This is a genomic window from Cellulomonas sp. PhB143, assembly GCF_003752595.1.
Taxonomy (GTDB): domain Bacteria; phylum Actinomycetota; class Actinomycetes; order Actinomycetales; family Cellulomonadaceae; genus Paraoerskovia.
The window spans coordinates 156,949-177,635 of record NZ_RKIJ01000014.1 but is presented as its reverse complement, the minus strand read 5'-3'; the positions used below and the strand labels follow the sequence as shown (position 1 = coordinate 177,635).

The following is a 20,687-nucleotide window of genomic DNA, read 5'->3' as shown; positions in this document are numbered from 1 at the left end:
CGAGGGACCGGCTAGAGAGCCTCGTCGCGGCACAGAAGGAGGAGCTGCGGAGCACTACGCACCCGGCCAGTGTAGCGCGCGCCCCGGCCGACGCCCGAGGACGTCGGCCGGGGCGCTGCCGGCGGTGCGGTCGGAGCGCTACCGACGGGCGGCGAGCGCGGCGTCGACCTCGGGCTCGCCGAGCCCGCCGAGCCAGTCCAGGAGCGCCGGGTACGTCGCCGGGTTCGCAGCGATGTACGGGTGCAGGGCGGGCTCCTCGGCGGCCATGGCCGCCAGGTCCTCGAGCGAGGTCCCCGGGTCCGCGGCCTGCGCCGTCGTCCAGCGCCCGACGACGGTGCCCGGCCCGGTCTCCGGCCGCACCGGCGGCAGGGCGCTCGTGGTCTCCGCGGCGCTCTCCCCGTCGCGGCCGCCGCCCTGGACCGGCACCCGCTGCGTGCGCTCGCGCTCCGCCTCGGGCCCGGCGGACTGCAGGCCCGGGCGGGCGGCGTAGCCGGTCCTCTCCGGCTCGACAGGGATCACCTGTGTCGACTCGCCGAGGACGGTCGCCGGGCCGCGCCGCCCCGGCACGCGGCTCCCGGAGCTGGAGATGCGCCGGCGCGGCCGCTCCTGGGTCGTCTCGGCCCCGGTGGCCTCGGCGGCGCGTGCGGCGACGGGCGCAGGGCCGGCCGCGTCCGTGCTGTCGACCTCCGTGCCGTCAGGCTCCGAGCCGTCGGCCTCCGGGCCGGCCGCGTCGTTGCTGTCGGTCTCCGAGCCGTCCGGCTCCGGCCCGGCTGCGGCCGCCGGCGCGAGCGAGGGCGCGCTCGTCGCGGCGTCCCGTGCCGCGGCACGCTCCTTCTCTGCCGCGGCACGCTCCTTCTCCGCCGCCTTCGCCGCGGCCCGCTCCGTCTTCGCCGCCTTCTTCGCGGCGCCCTTCTCCCCGCCGTCCGTCGCCGCGCCGTCGTCCGCGGTGCGCCGGGGCGCCCAGACGTACGCACCCGTGCGGCCGGCGCGGGCCGCGGGGTGCGCGGCGAAGTACGCCCGCACCGTGCCGGTGCCGGTCAGCGCGAGGACCACGAGGGCCGGGAGACCGAGAGCGAGCAGCCAGCGCTCGGTCCCGACCACGGGACCGGCGTCCTGCCCGCCCGCGACGAGCAGGACGATCCCGACCACGACGCTCGCCCCGGCCGCGGCGAGCGCGGGCGCGCGGCCCTCGACGGCGTCGGACCCGAGCGCGCGCACGCCCGGCAGGGTGGCCACGAGGACGAGCAGGCCGAGGACGAGGGACAGCACGGCCGTGGCCGTGCGCGGGCCGCCGTCGACCAGGTCGACCAGGCCGTCGGCGGCGACGAACGCCGCGGTCACCGCGAGCAGCATCAGGGCGTGCCGCGCGACCGCGACCCACCGCAGCACGACGGCGACCTCCGGTCCCGAGCCCTCCGCCGGCGCGGCCTCGGTCTCGCTCGCCGCCGGCACGCCGGCCGCGCGCGCCGCCCGCTCCAGGAGCGCCGACCCCGCCACCGCTCCCGCGGCGGGCAGGAGGAGCAGCGCGAAGCCGGCGAACCGCACGGACCCGACCTGCAGGAGGGTCGCGTTGCCCGAGCCGAGCACGAACGTCGCGGCGAGCACCGCGCCGAGCCCGACGACGACGATCCGCCAGGTGTCGTCGCCACGCAGCGCCCCGAGGATCGGCCGGCACACGATCACGAGCACGAAGAGCGCCGCGAGCGCGGCCCGCACGAGCACGAGGGCGTCCGGCCCGTCCGTGACGAGCACCCCGAGCGCGACGACCGTGGCGACGGCCGCGACCACGCCGATCACGCCGAGCCCGAGCCGCCAGCCCCGCAGCGCGCGGGCGTCGTCGTCCGCCGGGGCGAGCTCGCAGGCCCGCGGCTGCGCAGCCAGGAGCGCCCCGGCGAGGCCGAGCGCCGCCGCGCTGCCCAGCCCGCGCCCGTCGTCGCCCGCCACCAGGTCGGCGACGACCGCCCAGACGACGGCGACGCCGTAGGGCGCGTTCGCGAGCAGACGCGTCGCGCGCGTCGCGCGGACCGTCCACCCGCCGGGCAGCAGGCCGGTGCGCGCCAGGTAGGGCAGGGCGAGGGAGAGCAGGGACAGCAGGGTGACGAGGACGACCTCGGCGCGGTCCGACGCGCGGGCCACCGCCGTCCATGGCAGCGACAGCGAGCACAGCAGGAGCAGCGCCGCCGCCCCGTCGCGCACGTAGTCGGCGGCGGGGACGTCCGCGAAGGGCCGCGGCGCCCCGGCGGCCTCCTCCGCGAGCGGCTCGCCCGCGGGCGTGCCGACCGCCGTCGTCCGACCGACCGCACCGCCGTCCTCGCGCCCGTCGCGGGCCTCGCGCCCGTCGCGGTTCTCGTGCGTCTCGTCCTGCTCGCTCACGCGACCTCCTCGTAGGGCTTCCGGACTCACCCAGGGGATACTGCCACGACCACCCGCGCGAGCGCCGCTGCGACCGCCGCAGCCGCCGACGCTCTCCCGGTCAGATCCCGAGCTGGTACACGCCCCAGTACGCGAGCATGACGAGCATGATCGAGGCGCCCGTCAGGACGAGGGTCACGGCGACCCGCCCGAGCACCCCGGACACCGCCGGCGCGACGTCCCGCACCCGGTGCGCGTCGACGAGCCGCGCCACGGCCCGCAGCTCCAGGTACCGGTTGAGCAGCATCGCCCCGAAGACGACCGTCACGAGACCGAGCACGCGGACCACGACCCAGCCCCCCTGCACGATCCAGTCGTCCTTCTCGTAGTCCAGCGCGAGGTGCGCGACCTCGACGAGATACACGACGAGCGCCGCGAAGGTCACGACGGTCCCGATCGTCAGGCCCCCGATGGGGACCCGCAGCCGCGGCGCGACGGGATGCGGGACCGGACGCCGGCGCAGCACCGCGACGAGGACGCCACCGGCCCACATCAGCAGTGCCAGGACCAGCATGGAGACACCGACGATCACGAGCGCCAGGAGGAGGTCACCGCTGGCGAGGAAGCGCGGCGTGGGGACCGGCTCGGCGAGGTACGTCTGCTCGGGCTGGTCGCCCGCGTACTGCGGCGCGGCGCCGGCGCTGGCGGGCAGTGACGCCACCCAGTCGGACAGGTCGCCCATGAAGTCCGGGGACACGGGGCCGCCCACGCGCAGGCCGTGGTTCGCCCCCGCGTAGTAGCGCACCGTCACGTCGTCGTCGCCGTTGCTCGCCGCGTCCGAGACGATCTGCTCCGCGCCCTGCTCGATCGGCATCGAGCTGTCGCCCGTGCCGTAGGCGACGAAGACGGGCACGGTGAGCTGCCGCTGGTAGGGCTGGACGTCGAAGTCCACGTAGTCGAAGCCGCCGCCCGGCAGCACCATGCCGACGGCGCGCGGGATGGCCCGGAAGATCTCCGACGGCACGTGGGTGTTGCGCAGGTAGGAGTCGACGGCGAACGCGGCCTGCTCGCGCGGGGGCACCACGGGGGCCGAACCGAGCGCGACGAACGAGATCGCCGGGTCGAGGTCGGCCATCACCGGGACGATCCAGCAGCCCTCCGACTCCCCGTACACGCCGACCCGGTCCGGGTCGACGCCGGGCCAGGACCGCAGGCGGTCCACGGAGCGCAGGTAGTCGTGGGCCATGGCGACGTAGTCGCGGTGGCTCGTCGTGTAGGTGTCGAGACGCTTGGACGGCACGAGCGTGGCGACGCCCGCGCTCGCGAGCGCCTCGCCCGGCTCGCTGAAGGCCTGGTGCGCGTCCCCCGTCCCGGCACCGTGCACGAAGACGACGCCGGGGACCGGGTGGTCGACGCCGACGGGCTCGCGCACCACCGCGTCGACGCTCGTCCCGTCGAGCTGGACCGTCACGTCCGTGGTGCGCACGTCGTACGTGCCGATCGGCTCGGCGGCGGCGCTCTTCCCGCCGATCGCGGTGTCGCTGGTGGCGACCCGCACGTGGTCGACGACCGGGTCCGGGTCCCACTGCGGCCCGGTGAAGGCGCCGACGAGCGCGAGCAGGATCGCGAGCGCGGCCGCGGTGGCCGCCGTCCTGAAGATCACCCGGGGATTCTACGCGTCGGCCTCAGCACCCGGCCCCGCGCCCGTGGCCGCTCAGAACCCGAGCCGGTTGAGGAGCTTCGGGTCGCGCTGCCAGTCCTTGGCGACCTTGACCCGCAGGTCGAGGTAGACCCGCGTGCCCAGGAGCGCCTCGATGCCCCGGCGCGCCTCGGTCCCGACGTGGCGCAGCCGCGAGCCGCCCTTGCCGATGACGATCGCCTTCTGGCTGTCGCGCTCCACGTAGAGGTTGACGCGCACGTCCATGAGGGGCTCCTTGCCCTCGCGACCCTCGCGCGGCTCGATCTCGTCGACCACGACGGCCAGCGAGTGCGGCAGCTCGTCGCGCACGCCCTCGAGCGCGGCCTCGCGCACCAGCTCGGCGACCATCACGGCCTCCGGCTCGTCGGTCAGCTCGCCCCCGGGGTACAGCTCCGGCCCCTCCGGGAGGTAGGAGACCAGCACGTCGCGCAGCGTCTCGACCTGGAACCCGTCGACCGCGGAGACGGGGACGATGTCGGCCCAGTCCCCCAGCCGGTCCACGGCCAGCAGGTGCTGGGTGAGCGTCTCGCGGTCCACGAGGTCCGCCTTCGTCACCACGGCCACGACCGGCGTCCCGCGCCGGCCCCGCATGATCTCGGCGAGCTGGCCCGCGATGAACCGGTCGCCCGGGCCGACCTTCTGGTCGGCGGGGAGGCAGAAGCCGACGGCGTCCACCTCCGTCAGGGTGTCCCGCACGAGCGTGTTGAGGCGCTCCCCGAGCAGGGTCCGTGGGCGGTGCAGCCCCGGCGTGTCGACGAGGATCAGCTGGGCGTCGTCGCGGTGCACGATCCCGCGGATCGTGTGCCGCGTGGTCTGCGGGCGCCCCGACGTGATCGCGACCTTCTGGCCGACGAGCGCGTTGGTCAGGGTCGACTTGCCGGCGTTCGGCCGTCCGACCAGGCACGCGAATCCCGACCGGTGCGCCGGTCCCTCCTGGCTGTTCACCGGTGGTCCTCCTTCGCCCGGCGCGCGGCCGGGTGCTCGTCGTGCTCGTGGTGGCCGCGGGTCTCGTGGTGACCGCGCGGCTCGCGGTCCGCGGTCTCGGGGGGTGCGTCGTCGGCGGCGAGCCGGTCCACGACCAGGGTCGCGAGCTGCTTGCGCCGGCCCTCGACGCGCTCGGCCTCGAGGCGCAGTCCGTCCGACTCGGCGACCGAGCCGGGCAGCGGGACCTTGCCGAGCGCCTTGGCCAGCAGCCCGCCCGCCGAGTCGACGTCGTCGTGCTCGATCCGCAGGTCGAAGATCTCCCCGAGCTCCGAGATCGGCAGGCGGGCGGGGACCCGGTAGCGCCCGCCGCCGAGGTGCTCGACCTCCGGGCCGGAGCGGTCGTGCTCGTCCGTGAGCTCGCCCACGAGCTCCTCGAGCGCGTCCTCGATCGTCACGAGGCCCGCCACGCCCCCGTACTCGTCGACGACGAGCGCGATGTGCGTGGACGCCGCCTGCAGCTCGCGCAGCAGCTCGTCGGCCGGCTTCGACTCCGGCACGAACATCGCGGGCCGCGCGAGCCGCCCGACGGGCACGTCCCGCCAGGCCACAGCCGTCACGCCCGCGCCCTCGCGGTCCTCGACCGCCGCGTTCACCGCGCGGACGACGTCCTTGAAGAACGCGACACCCACCAGGTCGTCCGTGTCGGCGCCCGTGACGGGGATCCGGGAGAAGCCCGAGCGCTCGAAGAGCCGCAGCGCGCTGGAGAGCGACGACGTGGCGCGGATGGTCACCATGTCGGTGCGCGGCACCATGATCTCGCGCGTCAACGTCTGGCCGAGCTCGATGACGGAGCGGATCAGCTCGCGCTCGGTGTCCTCGAACTCCTCCGACCCGCTCACCCGGTCCGCGACCTCGCGGGCCTCCCGGTCGGTGCGCTCCGTCGCCGGCAGCTCCGGCTCCTGCGCCGGGACCGCCCAGGCGGTCAGCCGGGCGACCCCGGCGAGCACGCCGGACAGCGCGACGAGCACGGGCACCGGCGAGCGCCGGCCGAGGACCTGCGGGCTGACCCGCACGAGCAGCACGGCGAGCGCCGCCCCGCCCACGAGCACGACCAGCAGCACGAGCCACGGGTCCAGCCAGGCGCTCAGGAGCAGCACGACCGCGGCCACCGCGAGCACGGTGAGGACCACCCGGGCGGCGGCGACCGCCTGGCGCGCCGCCTCGGGGTCGGCGGTCAGCGCCTGCGCCCGGCGGACCCGGCCGAGCATGGCGGCGCCCGCCGGCCCCCGCTCCTCGGCGTCCGTCGCGGCGTCCTGCAGGCCCGAGCGCGTGGCGCGCACGAGCGCCGCCTCCCCGGCGGACAGCAGCCCCGCCAGGACCGCGGCGACGAGCGCGACGGCGAGCAGCAGGAGGGCGAGCCCCCCGCTCATCGGCCGGCGAGGAAGGTCAGGAGCAGCGTGCGCTGGAGCGCGAACATCTCCTTCTCCTCCTCCGGCTCGGCGTGGTCGTAGCCGAGCAGGTGCAGGATCCCGTGCGTGGTCAGGAGCAGCATCTCCTCGACCGTGGAGTGCCCGGCGACCGCCGCCTGGCCCTCGGCCACCTGCGGGCACACGACGACGTCGCCCAGCATGCCCGCCGGCGTCACGTCGCCCTCCCGACCGGGGCGCAGCTCGTCCATCGGGAACGACAGGACGTCGGTCGGTCCCTCCTCGTCCATCCACCGCACGTGCAGCTCGCTCATCACGTCGGGCTCGACGAACATCAGCGCCAGCTCCGTCTGCGGGTGCACGTACAGCGCGTCGAGCACGTAGCGCGCGAGGGCCGCGAACTCCGCCTCGTCGACCTCGTGGCCCGACTCGTTGTTGACCTCGACGCTCATGCCTCTGCCTCTCCCGACCGACGACCGGACGACCCGCCCCGCGCGGCGCCCCGCGACGGGCCCGGCTGCGCGCGGACCACGTCCCAGCGCGCGTAGGCGTCGATGATGTCGCTCACCAGCCGGTGGCGCACGACGTCGGACGACGTCAGCCGGCAGAACTCCACGTCGTCGACCCCCGTGAGCACGTCCTCGATGACCCGCAGGCCCGACGTCGTCCCGCCCGGCAGGTCGACCTGCGTCACGTCGCCGGTGATCACCATGCGCGACCCGAAGCCGAGCCGCGTGAGGAACATGCGCATCTGCTCCGAGGACGTGTTCTGGGCCTCGTCGAGGATGATGAACGCGTCGTTGAGGGTGCGGCCGCGCATGTACGCGAGCGGGGCGACCTCGATGGTGCCCGCGTCGAGCAGGCGCGGGATCGTGTCCGGGTCGACCATCTCGTGCAGCGCGTCGTACAGCGGGCGCAGGTACGGGTCGATCTTGTCCGAGAGCGAACCGGGCAGGTATCCGAGCCGCTCGCCGGCCTCGACCGCCGGGCGGGTGAGCACGATCCGGTTGACCTGGTGGGCCTGCAGCGCCTGCACGGCCTTGGCCATGGCGAGGTAGGTCTTGCCGGTGCCGGCGGGGCCGATGCCGAAGGTCACCGTGTTCGCGTCGATCGCGTCCACGTAGTGCTTCTGGCCGACCGTCTTGGGCCGGATCGTGCGGCCGCGGTTCGAGAGGATGTTGAACGTCAGCACCTCGGCCGGGCTCGTCGCCGTCGCGGCCGTGAGCATCGCGATCGAGCGGCTCACGACGTCGGGCGTCAGCCGGGTCCCGGCCTCGACCACGTCGACGAGCTCGTCGAGCAGCCGCGACACGAGCGCCACGTCCCCGGGCGGGCCGGCGACGGCGATCTCGTTCCCGCGGGCGTGCACGTCCACCGCCGTGAAACCGTCCTCGACGGCGCGCAGCACGGAGTCGTTGCTGCCGAGCAGCGAGACCATCGGCACGTGCGCGGGGACGACGACGCGGTGCTCGACGCGCGTGGGCGGGTGGGGCGGGGTGACGGGCGACGACGGCGTGGAGGGGGAGGTCATGAGACCTGCCAGTCTACCGAGCGCGGGACCGTCCCGGGCATCAGGCGGGCGTCCACCCGAGCTCGGTGCCGCCGATGACGTGCCCGTGGACGTGGAAGACGCTCTGCCCGGCGCGCGGGCCCGAGTTGAACACGAGCCGGAACTGGCCGTCCGCGAGGGTGCCCGCGACCTCGTCGGCGAGCGCGACGACCTCGGCCAGCAGCTCCGGGTCCGCCGCCGCGAGCTGCGCGATGTCGCCGTGGTGGGCGCGCGGGACGACCAGCACGTGCATGGGCGCCTGGGGGTCGAGGTCCCGGAACGCCACCACGCGGTCCGTCGACGCGACGACGTCGGCGGGGACGTCGCCGGCCGCGATCGCGCAGAACGGGCAGTCGGTCGTCGTGTCGTTGCTCATGGTCGCCCACGCTAGCGCCTCAGGCGCAGGCCCACCGGCCCAGCCGCTCGCTCAGCAGCGCCACCGCCACGGGGCCGGCGGTCGAGGTGCGCAGCACGTGCGGGCCGAGCCGCGCCGGCACCGCACCGGCGTCCGTGAGCGCCTCGAGCTCGGCGGCGGAGATGCCTCCCTCGGGGCCGACCACGACCAGCAGCGCGGGCGCCCCGTCCCCCGTCCCGGGGGCCGGCAGCGCGACGTCGGCCAGCGGCAGCGTCGCCTCCTCGTGCAGGACGACGACGGCGCCGCCGCCCGCCACGACCTCGCGGGCGCGGGCGGCGAGCGCGCGCGTCGTGACCGCGTCCGCGACGTCCGGGACCCGCGCCCGGCGCGCCTGCTTGGTGGCCGCGCGGACGGTGGCCCGCCACCGGGCCTGCGAGCGGGCGGCGCGGTCGCCGCGCCAGACGACGATCGAGCGCTCCGCCTGCCACGGCACGACCGCGTCCGCGCCGACCTCCGTGGCCGCCTCGATCGCGAGCTCGTCGCGGTCGCCCTTCGCGAGCGCCTGGACCAGCGTGAGGACCACGTCGGGGCGCGGCTCGACGACGCGCTCGACGACCACGAGCGTGACGGTGGCGCCGTCGGCGGCGGAGACCTCGCACCGCAGGCGCGTCCCCGCGCCGTCGACGACGTCGACCCGCTCCCCCGGCCCGCGCCGCTGCACGACGCCGGCGTGCCGGCCCTCGGCGCCGTCGAGCAGGTACGCCGCCCCGGCGTCGTACGCCCCGAGGTCGGCGGCCTCGGCGAAGAAGACGGGTGCGCTCACCGGCTCAGCCCTGACGGCCCGCGAACTTGTCGCGCAGGCGGCCGAACACGCTCGGGTGCGCGGCCGAGAGCCGCGGCTCCGGACGCTCCTCGCCGCGCGCGCGGGCGAGGGAGCGCAGCAGCTCCTCCTGCTCCTCGTCCAGGCCCGTGGGCACCTGGATCTCCACGTGCACGTCCAGGTCGCCGCGGCCCCCGCCGTGCAGGTGGCCGACGCCCAGACCCTTGAGCGTGATGACCTGGCCCGGCTGCGTGCCCGGCCGCAGGTCGACCTCCTGCTCGCCGTCGAGCGTCTCGAGCTGCAGGACCGTGCCGAGCGCGGCCGCGGTCATCGGTACCTGGAGCGTGCAGTGCAGGTCGTCGCCGCGGCGCACGAAGGTCTCGTGGTTGCGCTCGCGGATCTCGACGTACAGGTCGCCGGCCGGGCCGCCGCCCGGGCCGACCTCGCCCTGCGAGGTGAGCTTGATGCGCGTGCCGGTGTCGACTCCCGCGGGCACGTTGACCGTGATGGTGCGGCGGCTGCGCACGCGGCCCTCGCCCGAGCACTCGGGGCAGGGCTCGGGGATGACGGTGCCGAAGCCCTGGCAGGCGGCGCAGGGCTGCGTCGTCATGACCTGGCCGAGGAACGAGCGGGCGACGCGCTGCACCGTGCCGCGCCCGTGGCAGGTCTCGCAGGTGCGCGGCGACGTGCCGGGCGCGCAGCAGCTGCCCGAGCACGTGCCGCACACGACCGCCGTGTCGACCTGGAGCTCGCGCCGGGCGCCGAACGTGGCCTCCGCGAGCTCGACGTCCAGGCGCACGAGCGCGTCCTGCCCGCGCCGCGACCTCGGCACCGGTCCGCTCTGCTGGGCGCCGCCGCCGAAGAACGTCTCGAAGATGTCCTGGAAGCCGAAGCCGCCGCCCTGGCCGCCGCCGGGCGCCGAGGGGTCGGAGCCCAGGTCGTACTGCTGGCGCTTGTCCGGGTGGGAGAGCACCTCGTAGGCGCGCGAGACGTCCTTGAAGCGGTCCTCGGCGTCCGGTCCCGCCACGTCCGGGTGCAGCTCGCGGGCGAGCCGGCGGTAGGCCTTCTTGATCTGGTCCTGGCTCGCGTCGCGGGCCACGCCCAGGGTCTCGTAGTAGTCGCTCACAAGTCCTTCTCTGGTCTGCGTCCGGCGGGGGCCGGGCTCGCGCCCGGGCCCCGCGTGGTGGTCGGTGTCGTGCCGGGTCGCCCCGGCCGGTGCTGGTGGCCGCCGGCGGGCCGGCGGCCGGGTGCTGGTGGGCGGTGCCTCATGCCTCGAGGATCCGGGACAGGTAGCGCGCGACCGCGCGCACCGCGGCGATCGTGCCGGGATAGTCCATGCGGGTCGGTCCGATGGAGCCGACGAGCGCGACGGCGTCGCGCGCCGCTCCCCCCGTCCCGAGCGGGCCGCCGAGCGCGGCGCCGTACCCGCTCGTGACGACGGACGCCTCCTGCAGGCCCGCGAGCTGCGTCTCGTGGCCGATGCGCACGGCGACGCCCGCCTGGCCGTCGGCGGACATCTCGGTGAGCAGGTTGAGCAGGACGACCTGCTCCTCCAGCGCCTCGAGGACGGGGCGCAGGGCGTGCTCGAACCGCATGCCCGCCTGCGCGAGGTTCGCGGTGCCGGTGAGCACGATGCGCTCCTCGCTCTCCTCGCCCAGCGTCTCGACCACGAGCGCCGCGACCCGACGCGCGGTGTCCTGGTCCTCCGGCCGCAGCGCGTCCACCGCCACGTCGAGCGCGCCGGTGACGTCGGCCAGCCGTCGTCCCGCCGCCGCGACGTTGAGCCGCACGCGCAGCTCGGCGAGCGTGACCTCGTCGACCGTGCCCGCGAGCTCGAGCACCCGCTGCTCGACGCGGCCGGTGTCCGTGATGATGACGACCAGCAGCCGGCGCTCGCCCATCGGCACCAGCTCGAGGTGGCGCAGCCCCGATCGCCGCAGCGACGGGTACTGGACCACGGCGACCTGGCCCGTGAGCTGGGCGAGCAGGCGCCCGGCGCGCGTGACCACGTCGTCCAGGTCGACGGCGTCGGACAGGAAGGTCTCGATCGCGCGCTTCTCCGGGCTGGACAGCGACTTGATCCGCGAGAGCCGGTCGACGAAGACCCGGTAGCCCTTGTCCGTCGGGATCCGCCCCGCCGAGGTGTGCGGCTGGGTGATGTAGCCGCTCTCCTCGAGCACCGCCATGTCGTTGCGGATCGTCGCGGACGAGACGCCGAGGCCGTGCCGGTCGGCGATCATCCGGGACCCGACCGGCTCGCGCGTGGTCACGTAGTCCTCGACGATGGCGCGCAGCACCTCGAGCCGGCGTTCCTCGCTCACTGGTGACCTCCCTCGCCGGTTCGCACTCCAGACCTTCGAGTGCCAATCCTACGGCGCACCACCGACGCCTCCTACGAGGACAGCGCCGCGGCGGACTCGTGTTCGCGACCGGCGTGACGCGCCCTCAGGTCGAGCAGCCCCACCACCAGCGCCGCGGCGACCAGGGCGATCGTCACCAGCAGGGCCCGCCCGGTCGCCTCCGCGCCGGAGGCGCCCGCGACCGTGCCCGCGTAGTAGAGGGACAGCACCGCGGCGATGCCGACCGACGAGCCGACGCGCTGGCCGAGCTGGATCATGCTGCCCGCGACGCCGGCCCGCTCGACCGGGACCTCCGAGAGCGAGAGCGTCTGGTTCGGGGAGATCACCATGCCGCTGCCCGCCCCGGCGATCATCAGGGCGCCGGCCATCGCCCAGCCCACCGTCCCGGCGTCGTCCCCCAGGACGCGGATGACCGCGTCCGTGGCGAGGAGGCCGACCAGGACCAGGACGAGGCCGCCGACCACGAGCCCGCGGCCGCGCCGGGCGACGGCCCGGCCCGAGAGCCACGCGCTCGTGCCCGACGCGACCGCGAACGGCATCCCCACGAGGCCGGCCGAGAGTGCCGAGTACTTCAGGTCGTTCTGCAGGAACAGGGAGGTGACGAGGAACACGCCCGTGAACCCCGAGAAGTACGCGAGGCCGAGCAGCGCCCCGTTGCGGAAGGAGCGCAGGCCCAGCACCCCCGGGTCGAGCACCGCCGCGCCCGTGCGGCGCTGGTAGCGGCGCTCCCAGACGACCAGGACCACGGCGAGGACGACGGCGCCCGCCAGCCACCACAGCCGCCGCGGGTCGTCGCCCTGGCCCGTGGTGGTCGCGAACGGCAGCAGCACGCACACCGTCGTGGCGGCGATGAGCGTCAGGCCGACGCCGTCGAGGCGGCGCGGACCCTCCCTCCGGACCGAGGCCGGGACGTAGCGCCACGCGAACGGCAGCAGCACCGCGATGATCGGCACGTTGATGCCGAACACCCAGCGCCAGCCGTCCTCCTCTCCGGCGATCGCGATGATCAGGCCGCCGAGCACCGGGCCGACCGCGGTCGCGACCCCGATCGTGGCGCCGAACAGCCCGAACGCCCGGCCCCGCTCCGCGCCCCGGAACTGCTGCTGGATCAGGCCGACCACCTGCGGGTTCAGCAGCCCCGCCGAGGCGCCCTGGAGCAGCCGCGCGACCGAGAGCCAGACGTCGTCGGGCGCGAGGCCGGCGGCCAGGCTCGTGACGAGGAACCCGACCAGGCCCACCATGAACAGGGCGCGCCGACCGCCCGCGTCGCCGAGGCGGCCCGCCGGGACGAGCACCAGGCCGAACGAGAGGGTGTACCCGGCGACGATGATCTGCAGCTGCGTGGGGCCCGCGTGCAGGGAGTGCTCGATCGAGGGCAGCGCCACGTTCACGACGGACACGTCGAGGAGCGTGACGAAGCCGACCGTCAGGCACACCGCGAGCGTGCGCCAGCGGGCGGGGTCCGGCTCCTGCCGGTCGGACGGGGTCGGGGCGGTCGTGGGCGGGGTCACCGAAGAATCGTCGCACCGTGACCTATCGTGTGCGCCGTGAGCTACGACAGGTACGGGTCCGACGTCCTCGCCGGCGGGTCAGGAGGGGTCGGCGGAGGGTCGGCCGCCGGAGCCGCCGGCGGCTCCGCGGGAGGCCCGGCCCGGGCGCCCCGCGGCTCGGAGCACCACCGCCGCCGCCCGGAGTCGACGCCCCGCGCCGCGCAGACCGGGCTCGTCGTCGAGGACGTGGAGACCGGCTGGGTGGGCGCCGTGGTCCGGGTCGAGAAGTCGGGCGGGATGCACGTCGTCGTGCTGGAGGACCGTCGCGGGCGCACCCGCACGTTCCCGCTCGGGCCCGGCTTCTGGGTCGACGGCGCGCCGGTCGTGCTCGTCCCGCCGGTCCTGCGGCCCGCGAAGACCTCGAACGGGCGGACGGCGTCCGGCTCGCGCGCCGTCGTCGGCGCCCGGGCGCAGGTCGCCCGCGGCAGCCGCATCTGGGTGGAGGGCAAGCACGACGCCGAGCTCGTCGAGAAGGTCTGGGGCGACGACCTGCGCGTCGAGGGGGTCGTCGTCGAGATGCTCGACGGCGTCGACAACCTCGCGGAGCGGCTCGCCGAGTTCGGGCCGACGCCCGAGCGCCGCGTCGGCGTGCTCGTCGACCACCTCGTGCCCGGCAGCAAGGAGCGCCGGCTCGCCGACGACGCCCTGCGGACCGTCCCGCGCGGGACGGTGCTCGTGCTCGGGCACCCGTACGTGGACGTCTGGCAGGCGGTCAAGCCCGCGCGGGTCGGGCTGCAGCGGTGGCCGCAGATCGAGCGCGGCACCGAGTGGAAGCACGGGATCCTGCGCGAGCTCGGGTGGCCCTGCGAGTCGCAGGCCGACGTCGCGCGCGCCTGGCAGCGGATCCTGCGCTCGGTGCGCTCGTTCGCGGACCTCGAGCCGTCGCTGCTCGGCCGCGTCGAGGAGCTCATCGACTACGTGACGGCCCCGGCCTGACCGCCCGCCCTGCTCCGGGCCCCGGGCTGCGCACTCGGGCCCCCGGACCCCGCCGAGAAGTCGAACTCGGCCCCTGAAATCGAAGATTTCGGGGCCGAGTTCGACTTCTCGGCGGGCAGGCGAGCGGGCGGCTCAGCCCAGCAGCGACTCGAACGACGGGACGTCGCCGAACGGGTCCTGCGTGACGCGCGGCGTGCGCGCCGCGACGGTCGCCGCCAGCTCGCGCCCGGCGCGGCGGATGCGCTCGCCCAGCGGCCCGCCGTCGGCCCGTGTCTCACCCGATCCGGCCTCCCGGCCGTCGCCCGACGACGTCGCCGCGCCCGCGGCCGAGCCCGTCGCCCAGTCGTCGGTGGCGGCGAAGACGGCCGTCGTCGCGACGTCGGCACGCAGGTACGCGAACAGCGGGCGCAGCGCGTGGTCGAGCGCGAGCGAGTGCCGTACCGTGCCGCCGGTCGCGCCGAGCAGCACCGGCACGCCGCGCAGCGCGTCCGGGTCGAGCACGTCGACGAACGACTTGAACAGGCCGGAGTAGGACGCCGTGAACACCGGCGAGACGGCGACGACGGCGTCCGCGCCCGCCACCGCGTCGACGACGTCGCGCAGCGGGCCCGACGGGAACCCGGTGAGCATCGCGTCGACGATCGGGTGGGCCACGTCGCGCAGCTCGACGATCTCGAGCCGAGCGTCCACGCCCTGCTCGCGCAGGGCGGCGACGGTCGCCTCCCCCAGGCGCTCGGCGAGCATGCGGGTCGAGGACGGGCGGCCGAGGCCGGCCGACAGGGCGACGATCCGGCGGGCGGTCACGAGGCGACCTCCTCGGTCACGGCGAGGGCCGGGGCCACCGGGGCGGCCGCGGCACCCGCGGCACGGGCGACGAGGTCGGCGTGCGACGGCGGTCCGGCGGGCACGTGGGCGGGGCGCGCGGCCTCGGCCTCGCGGCGCAGCACCGGGACGACCTGCTCGGCGAGGATGTCGATCTGCTCGAGGACCGTCTTGAGCGGCAGGCCGGCGTGGTCCATGAGGAACAGCTGGCGCTGGTAGTCGCCGACCTCCTCGCGCATCGCCCCGTAGCGGTCGATGACCTGCTGCGGGCTGCCGACCGTCAGGGGCGTCTGCGCCGAGAAGTCCTCCAGCGACGGGCCGTGGCCGTAGACCGGCGCCTCGTCGAAGTACGGACGGAACTCGCGGACCGCGTCCTGGCTGTTGGCGCGCATGAACACCTGGCCGCCGAGCCCCACGATCGCCTGGTCCGCGCTGCCGTGGCCGTAGTGCTCGAAGCGCTGGCGGTAGTAGCGGACCATCTGCCGGGTGTGGTGGATCGGCCAGAAGATGTTGTTGTGGAAGAAGCCGTCGCCGTAGTAGGCGGCCTGCTCGGCGATCTCCGGGCTGCGGATCGAGCCGTGCCACACGAACGGCGGCACGCCGTCCAGCGGCCGGGGCGTCGAGGTGAAGCCCTGCAGCGGGGTGCGGAACTTGCCCTCCCAGTCGACGACGTCCTCGGTCCACAGCCGCCGCAGCAGCGCGTAGTTCTCGATCGCGAGGTTGATGCCCTCGCGGATGTCCTTGCCGAACCACGGGTAGACCGGGCCGGTGTTGCCGCGACCCATCATCAGGTCGGTGCGCCCGTCCGCGATCACCTGGAGCATCGCGTAGTCCTCGGCGATCTTCACCGGGTCGTTCGTGGTGATCAGCGTCGTCGAGGTGGAGAGCACGATGTTCTTCGTGACGCCGGCGAGGTAGCCGAGCATCGTCGTCGGCGACGAGGGGACGAACGGCGGGTTGTGGTGCTCGCCCGTCGCGAAGACGTCGAGACCCGCCTCGTCGGCGTGCCGCGCGATGGTCAGCATCGAGCGCACGCGCTCGGTGTCGTCGGGGACCCGACCGGTGGTCGGGTCCGGTGTCACGTCGCCGACCGAGAAGATTCCGAACTGCATGTCGCTCCCGCGCCCTTCACCCCTGTGCCGTGTGCAGCGTGCCTGCGTGCACGTGGCCGGGAACGCCGGGCACGGGGGTTCTGTTCCCGCGCCCGGCGTCCCGCCCTGAGCCGGCGCGCTCGGCGACGCTCACCGGACGCTCAGCGGATGCCGTCGCGGTGCGCGTACTTCTGGATCGTCTCCGCCGTCTGGACGATGGCGACGTAGAACTCCAGCAGGATCCGGAAGAGGATCAGGTAGAGCAGCGCGAAGATCGGGCCGATGATCAGCACCAGCAGACCGGCCCACCACTCGTGGGCGAACGCGGAGATCAGCGCGATCAGCCAGCCGAGCGCGATGAGCACCATGCCGATCACGTAGACGATGCGCACGACCTTCGGCGTGACGTAGTTGGTGAACGAGAAGTCGAACAGCGAGCCCATCAGGCCCTTCGCGTCCCCCTGCAGGTCGTTGCCGAGCTGCGCGGCGTCGAAGCGCGGCGGCTCCGGGTGGCCGCCGGGTCCACCCTGGTAGCCGCCGGGCGGGGGCTGCGGGGGCTGGTACCCCCCACCGCCACCGGGGTTCGGGCCGGCCGGCGACCCGGCGTAGGGGTCGTGCGCGCCAGGGCCGGGCCCGGGGCCGGGGCCGTCCGGGCGGTACGGGTCCGAGGGAGGGCCCTGCGGCGGGTACGGCGGGTTCTCGGACATGGTTCCTCCTGCTGAGGGACGGCGACGACGTGACGGACGCCACTTGCGACCCACGGTAGCGACGCACCGCCCGCCGCGCGCGAGGGTCGGCTCGGGCGAGGCTCTCCCGGTCAGCGCCCGGTCAGCGTCCGGTAGGCACGACCCACCGCGAGGTACGAGACCGGGATCGTCACGAGCAGCCCGAGCCCGAGCGCCAGGGCGCCGAGCAGGTTGATCCCGACCAGCGCCGCCAGCAGCCCGGCCACCGGGGCGAGGTTGCGGCGCACCAGCCGCGCGCTCGCCGCCAGCGCGTCGGACGCCGAGACCTCGACCTCGAGCACCAGGAAGAACGTGAAGCAGGTGAACAGCAGCACGAGCAGCCCCGGCACCACGAGGAGCAGCAGCCCCACCGTCGTGCCGATCCCCAGGAACAGCCCCGCCACCAGCAGCTGGAGCACGCTCTCGAGCCGGAAGAACGTCCCGAGCCGGGGGCGCGTGCCCGCCGTCTCGGCCAGCGCGCCCCGGGTGAGGACGGCGCCGGCGAGATACGAGAGCACCGCGCCGCCCACGAGCGCGAGGTAGGCCGGCAGACCCGTCGTGGCGAGCAGGTAGTCCCCCGTGTCCCCGGCGACCAGGTGGTCGAGCCCGGTCCAGCCGCCGGTGAGCACCCCCCAGGCGACCTCCGCGGCGGCCAGCGTCAGCACCGCGAGGACCCACGGGCGCGGGTTGCGTGCGAACGCCGCGAGACCGTAGGACACGGCCTCCCGGACGCGCAGCCGGCCGGGCGTCCCGCTGGTGCCCGACGACGCACCCGCCGCGGGCGGGACCGGCGTCACCCGGTCACCAGCTCGCGCACGACGGCGTCCGCGAGGAGGCGACCGCGCAGCGTCAGCAGCGCGCGGCCCGCGACGGCCGCGCGGCCGTCGAGCAGCCCGGAGGCGACGAGCCCGGCGACGGCGCGGCGGCCCGCCGGGTCGAGCACCGCCAGGTCGAGCCCCTGGCGCAGCCGGACGCCGAGCATCACGCGCTCGAGGTGGGCGGCGTCGTCGTCGAGGACCTCCCGGCCCGCGGCCGGGCTCAGGCCCTGCTCGAGCGCCGCCGCGTACCGGCGGGGGTGCTTGACGTTCCAGAAGCGCACGCCCGCCCCGACGTCCGGGCCCGCGCCGTCCGGGCCCGCGCCGTCCGGGCCCGCGCCGTCCGGGCCCGCGCCGTCGTCCGCACGGCCCGCCGGGGCCCCGAGGTAGGAGTGCGCGCCGGGACCGACGCCCCACCAGTCGTCGCCGCGCCAGTAGGCGAGGTTGTGCCGGCACGCGTGCGCGGGCGTGCGCGCCCAGTTCGAGACCTCGTACCACCCGAGCCCCGCGGCGGTGAGCACCTCGTCGGCGAGCTCGTACTTCGCGGCCTGGTCGTCGCCGTCGGGCAGCGTGATCTCGCCCCGGCGGACCTGCGCCGCCATCTTGGTGCCGGGCTCCACGACGAGGGCGTAGGCCGAGACGTGGTCCACGCCCGTCTCGAGCACCGTGTCGAGGCTCGTGCGCCAGTCGTCCAGGCTCTCCCCGGGCGTGCCGTAGATGAGGTCGAGCGAGACGGCGAGGCCGGCGTCGCGGGCCCAGCGGACGACGTCGGGCACGCGCGCCGGGTCGTGCGTCCGCTCGAGCGTGGCGAGCACGTGCGGCACGGCGGACTGCATGCCGAACGAGACGCGCGTGAACCCGCCGGCGGCGAGCTCGGCCAGCGAGGCCGGCGTGACCGAGTCCGGGTTGGCCTCCGTCGTGACCTCCGCGTCCGGCGCCAGGCCCCACGTGTCGCGCACGCCGTCGAGCATCCGCACCAGGTCGCCCGCCGGGAGCATGGTCGGGGTGCCACCGCCCACGAAGACGGTGGACGCGACGCGCCCGGGGAGCCCGGCCTCGCGCATCACGCGGCCCGCGAGCGCGATCTCGCGCAGCGCCGTGGAGGCGTACGCGACCTGGTTCGCGCCGCCGCCGAGCTCCGCGGCGGTGTACGTGTTGAAGTCGCAGTAGCCGCAGCGCACCGAGCAGAACGGCACGTGCAGGTAGACCCCGAAGGCGCTCGTGCGCGGCCCGGCGAGCCCCCGGGGCAACGACCCGTCGGCGGGCGCGGCCTCGCCGTCGGGCAGGGCTGGGCTCACGCGCGCGTCACTTCTTCTTCGCGTCCTTGGCGTCCTTGCCGCCGCCGGAGTCCGAGGACAGCGCCGCGATGAAGGCGTTCGGGGGGACCTCGACGCGCCCGATGGTCTTCATGCGCTTCTTGCCCTCCTTCTGCTTCTCGAGGAGCTTTCGCTTGCGCGAGATGTCGCCGCCGTAGCACTTGGCGAGCACGTCCTTGCGGATGGCCCGCACGGTCTCGCGGGCGATGACCCGCGCGCCGACGGCCGCCTGGATCGGCACCTCGAACTGCTGGCGCGGGATGAGGTCCTTGAGCTTGCCGGCCATCATCACGCCGTAGGAGTAGGCCTGGTCCTTGTGCACGACGGCGCTGAATGCGTCGACCTGCTCGCCCTGCAGCAGGATGTCGACCTTGACGAGGTCGGCCACCTGGTCGCCGGTCGGCTCGTAGTCGAACGACGCGTACCCGCGGGTGCGGGACTTGAGCTGGTCGAAGAAGTCGAAGACGATCTCCGCGAGCGGCAGCGTGTAGCGCATCTCGACGCGCTCGGGCGAGAGGTAGTCCATACCCAGCAGGTCGCCGCGCCGCTGCTGGCACAGCTCCATGATCGCGCCGATGAACTCGCTGGGCGCGAGGATCGTGGAGCGCACGACCGGCTCGCGGACCGCCTTGATCTTGCCGCCGGGGAACTCGCTGGGGTTGGTGACGACGACCTCGGTGCCGTCCTCGAGCGTCACGGTGTAGACGACGTTCGGGGCCGTCGAGATGAGCTCGAGGTCGAACTCGCGCTCGAGACGCTCGCGCACGATCTCCAGGTGCAGCAGGCCGAGGAAGCCCACCCGGAAGCCGAAGCCCAGGGCGACGGAGGTCTCGGGCTCGTAGTTCAGCGCCGCGTCGTTGAGCTTGAGCTTGTCGAGCGCGTCGCGCAGCACCGGGTAGTCGGAGCCGTCGATCGGGTACAGGCCGGAGAAGACCATCGGCCGCGGGTCGTGGTAGCCCCCGAGCGCCTCCGCGGCGGGCTTGGCGGAGTTCGTGACGGTGTCGCCGACCTTGGACTGGCGCACGTCCTTCACGCCGGTGATCAGGTAGCCGACCTCCCCGACCCCGAGGCCCTTCGTCGGCGTCGGCTCCGGGGCACTCACGCCGATCTCGAGGAGCTCGTGCGTCGCGCGCGTCGACATCATCGCGATGCGCTCGCGCGGGTTGAGGTCGCCGTCGACGACGCGCACGTAGGTCACGACGCCGCGGTAGGTGTCGTAGACGGAGTCGAAGATCATCGCCCGCGCGGGCGCGTCCGGGTCGCCGACCGGCGCGGGGACGGTCCGCACGATCAGGTCGAGGAGCGCCTCGACGCCCGCACCGGTCTTGCCGGAGACCTTCAGCACGTCGGCCGGGTCGCCGCCGACGAGCCCGGCGATCTCCTCCGCGTACTTCTCGGGCTGCGCCGCGGGCAGGTCGATCTTGTTCAGCACCGGGATGATCGCGAGGTCGTTCTCCATCGCGAGGTACAGGTTCGCGAGCGTCTGCGCCTCGATGCCCTGCGCGGCGTCGACGAGCAGGACGGCGCCCTCGCAGGCCGCGAGCGAGCGCGAGACCTCGTACGTGAAGTCGACGTGCCCGGGGGTGTCGATCATGTTCAGCGCGTACGGCGTGACCGGGGCCTTCGGGTCACCGTCGAGCGCCGGGTCGTCCGCGACCGCCCAGGGCATCCGCACGGCCTGCGACTTGATCGTGATGCCACGCTCGCGCTCGATGTCCATGCGGTCGAGGTACTGGGCCCGCATGTCCCGCTGCTCGACGACGCCGGTGAGCTGCAGCATCCGGTCCGCGAGCGTCGACTTGCCGTGGTCGATGTGCGCGATGATGCAGAAGTTGCGCAGGAGCTCGGGCGGCGTCGACGCGGGCGCGATGCGCGCGGCCTGGGCGGCGGTGGGGATCGGTGACAACTCGGGGGTGCTCCGGGACTCGTCGGCGGGCGGGCGGTGG

General features: G+C 74.9%; 18 protein-coding genes. 1 reads left to right on the top strand and 17 read right to left on the bottom strand.

Going from position 1 to position 20,687, the window contains the following annotated elements; genetic code table 11:
• Nucleotides 1-138 precede the first annotated feature (138 nt).
• From EDF32_RS14605 to EDF32_RS12525, 11 genes are all read right to left on the bottom strand, one after another.
• Nucleotides 139-2,373: a hypothetical protein gene (locus tag EDF32_RS14605; RefSeq protein WP_158614097.1), complete on the bottom strand. Its 2,235-nt coding sequence runs from the start codon at nt 2,371-2,373 to the stop codon at nt 139-141.
• A gap of 100 nt (nt 2,374-2,473) precedes the next feature.
• A complete protein-coding gene (locus EDF32_RS12570) occupies nt 2,474-4,015 on the bottom strand; it encodes a S9 family peptidase (protein ID WP_123308898.1) in 1,542 nt (513 codons plus the stop codon).
• 51 nt (nt 4,016-4,066) lie between these two features.
• Nucleotides 4,067-4,996 (bottom strand): GTPase Era, encoded by a 930-nt coding sequence (gene era / locus EDF32_RS12565; RefSeq protein ID WP_123308897.1) that lies wholly within the window; start codon nt 4,994-4,996, stop codon nt 4,067-4,069.
• Nucleotides 4,993-6,405: a hemolysin family protein gene (locus EDF32_RS12560; RefSeq protein WP_123308896.1), complete on the bottom strand. Its 1,413-nt coding sequence runs from the start codon at nt 6,403-6,405 to the stop codon at nt 4,993-4,995. The genes era and EDF32_RS12560 overlap by 4 nt, the downstream gene beginning before the upstream one ends.
• Complete coding sequence (gene ybeY, locus EDF32_RS12555) at nt 6,402-6,854, bottom strand: rRNA maturation RNase YbeY (RefSeq protein ID WP_123308895.1); 453 nt, start codon at nt 6,852-6,854, stop codon at nt 6,402-6,404. Before ybeY ends, EDF32_RS12560 begins: the two co-directional genes overlap by 4 nt.
• Nucleotides 6,851-7,933, bottom strand: a complete 1,083-nt coding sequence (locus EDF32_RS12550) for a PhoH family protein (RefSeq protein ID WP_123308894.1) — start codon at nt 7,931-7,933, stop codon at nt 6,851-6,853. The genes ybeY and EDF32_RS12550 overlap by 4 nt, the downstream gene beginning before the upstream one ends.
• Before the next feature lie 40 nt (nt 7,934-7,973).
• Nucleotides 7,974-8,327, bottom strand: a complete 354-nt coding sequence (locus EDF32_RS12545; protein WP_123308893.1) for an HIT domain-containing protein — start codon at nt 8,325-8,327, stop codon at nt 7,974-7,976.
• 19 nt (nt 8,328-8,346) lie between these two features.
• The gene (locus EDF32_RS12540) at nt 8,347-9,129 is read right to left on the bottom strand and encodes a 16S rRNA (uracil(1498)-N(3))-methyltransferase (RefSeq protein ID WP_123308892.1); all 783 of its coding nucleotides are present in this window, start codon (nt 9,127-9,129) and stop codon (nt 8,347-8,349) included.
• A 4-nt stretch (nt 9,130-9,133) separates the two neighbouring features.
• Complete coding sequence (gene dnaJ, locus EDF32_RS12535) at nt 9,134-10,252, bottom strand: molecular chaperone DnaJ (RefSeq protein ID WP_123308891.1); 1,119 nt, start codon at nt 10,250-10,252, stop codon at nt 9,134-9,136.
• A gap of 139 nt (nt 10,253-10,391) precedes the next feature.
• Complete coding sequence (hrcA, locus tag EDF32_RS12530) at nt 10,392-11,447, bottom strand: heat-inducible transcriptional repressor HrcA (RefSeq protein ID WP_123308890.1); 1,056 nt, start codon at nt 11,445-11,447, stop codon at nt 10,392-10,394.
• Between the two features lie 71 nt (nt 11,448-11,518).
• On the bottom strand, nt 11,519-12,997 hold the full coding sequence (locus EDF32_RS12525; RefSeq protein ID WP_123308889.1) for an MFS transporter: 1,479 nt from the start codon (nt 12,995-12,997) through the stop codon (nt 11,519-11,521).
• A gap of 36 nt (nt 12,998-13,033) precedes the next feature.
• Here EDF32_RS12525 and EDF32_RS12520 point away from each other — a divergent pair, with 36 nt between their 5' ends.
• Nucleotides 13,034-13,972, top strand: coding sequence for a DUF3097 domain-containing protein (locus tag EDF32_RS12520; RefSeq protein WP_370449985.1), 939 nt, complete (start codon nt 13,034-13,036; stop codon nt 13,970-13,972).
• A 132-nt stretch (nt 13,973-14,104) separates the two neighbouring features.
• Here EDF32_RS12520 and EDF32_RS12515 read toward each other — a convergent pair whose 3' ends face one another.
• The 6 genes from EDF32_RS12515 to lepA all read right to left on the bottom strand — a co-directional run bounded on the left by EDF32_RS12515 (nt 14,105) and on the right by lepA (nt 20,647).
• On the bottom strand, nt 14,105-14,776 hold the full coding sequence (locus EDF32_RS12515; RefSeq protein WP_123308887.1) for a CE1759 family FMN reductase: 672 nt from the start codon (nt 14,774-14,776) through the stop codon (nt 14,105-14,107).
• Nucleotides 14,773-15,906, bottom strand: coding sequence for an LLM class flavin-dependent oxidoreductase (locus tag EDF32_RS12510; protein ID WP_123308886.1), 1,134 nt, complete (start codon nt 15,904-15,906; stop codon nt 14,773-14,775). The genes EDF32_RS12515 and EDF32_RS12510 overlap by 4 nt, the downstream gene beginning before the upstream one ends.
• 140 nt (nt 15,907-16,046) lie before the next feature.
• Entirely contained in the window at nt 16,047-16,592 is a 546-nt protein-coding gene (locus tag EDF32_RS12505) for a DUF4282 domain-containing protein (RefSeq protein ID WP_123308885.1), read from the bottom strand.
• Between the two features lie 110 nt (nt 16,593-16,702).
• Nucleotides 16,703-17,407 carry a hypothetical protein gene (locus EDF32_RS12500; RefSeq protein ID WP_123308884.1) on the bottom strand — a complete coding sequence of 235 codons (705 nt, stop codon included), beginning with the start codon at nt 17,405-17,407 and terminating at the stop codon, nt 16,703-16,705.
• Nucleotides 17,404-18,723, bottom strand: coding sequence for a radical SAM family heme chaperone HemW (gene hemW, locus EDF32_RS12495; protein ID WP_123308883.1), 1,320 nt, complete (start codon nt 18,721-18,723; stop codon nt 17,404-17,406). Before hemW ends, EDF32_RS12500 begins: the two co-directional genes overlap by 4 nt.
• A gap of 7 nt (nt 18,724-18,730) precedes the next feature.
• Complete coding sequence (gene lepA / locus EDF32_RS12490; RefSeq protein WP_233565897.1) at nt 18,731-20,647, bottom strand: translation elongation factor 4; 1,917 nt, start codon at nt 20,645-20,647, stop codon at nt 18,731-18,733.
• Nucleotides 20,648-20,687: the final 40 nt, after the last annotated feature.